Here is an 807-nt window from a genome sequence, read left to right on the forward strand (position 1 = left end):
CGGTGTGCTGTATGAAGGACGGATCGGAATGGCGGTTCCTACGTCCATCCCTATCAGTGAGGTCGCCAGTGTCGAAGATCTTAACAAGCCAGAGGTGAAGGAGAAATTCGGCGGCAAAATACTGACCTCGGAAGTGGGTAACGGTCAATATAAGCTTACGGAAAAGGCCATCAAAGAATACAAGCTCGAAGGCTATAAGATGGTCGCCTCTTCAGAGTCTGGAATGTTGAGCGAGCTCGATCGCAATCTCAAGCGTGACAAATGGTCGTTGATTAACGCTTGGAGCCCACACTGGATGTTCGCCAAGTGGCCGCTGCGCTACCTGGATGATCCGAAGCAGATTTTCGGTGGTGCCGAGCAAATTCACGCGGTTGCACGCAAAGGATTCAGCGCAGAGCATCCCGACGTTGCCCAATTTTTCGCCAACTTCAAGATTCCCAAGGCCGACCTTGAGAAGTTGATGGCAACTGCGCGTGATAGCTCGGCAGACAAGGTAGTTGCAGAATACTACGCAGCCAACAAACCGCTCTTTGTGGCAATGTTTGGCGCTAATACTGCAGCCACAACAGCGGGCCAGTAATAGCTTAAGCTGTTCGGTAGCTACTCCGCAGCCTGGTGTCCTTGAAGGAAAACTAAGGGCCCAGGCAGCATGGAATAAACCGTATAGGCGATATCTTTTGAAAACAGCAACCTATCATAGCTTTTCAATCGAGGGAGCTGTTTCCTGGGTGAAGCAACTTTGCGAGTCGAAAGGTTGCTCGCAAGCAGTAGCCGATTCGCTTGCCAGAGCAGTGGTCGCTGCACAAG

Annotated in this window: 1 protein-coding gene; it reads left to right on the top strand. The window is 51.4% G+C overall.

The window, feature by feature from the left end:
* The coding region (locus AC1DRJ_RS30515) for a glycine betaine ABC transporter substrate-binding protein (protein ID WP_477805391.1) at positions 1-580 on the top strand (580 nt) is incomplete at its 5' end.
* Between the last annotated feature and the right edge of the window lie 227 nt (positions 581-807).

The sequence above is a fragment of the Pseudomonas sp. P5_B2 genome (genome assembly GCF_056400445.1).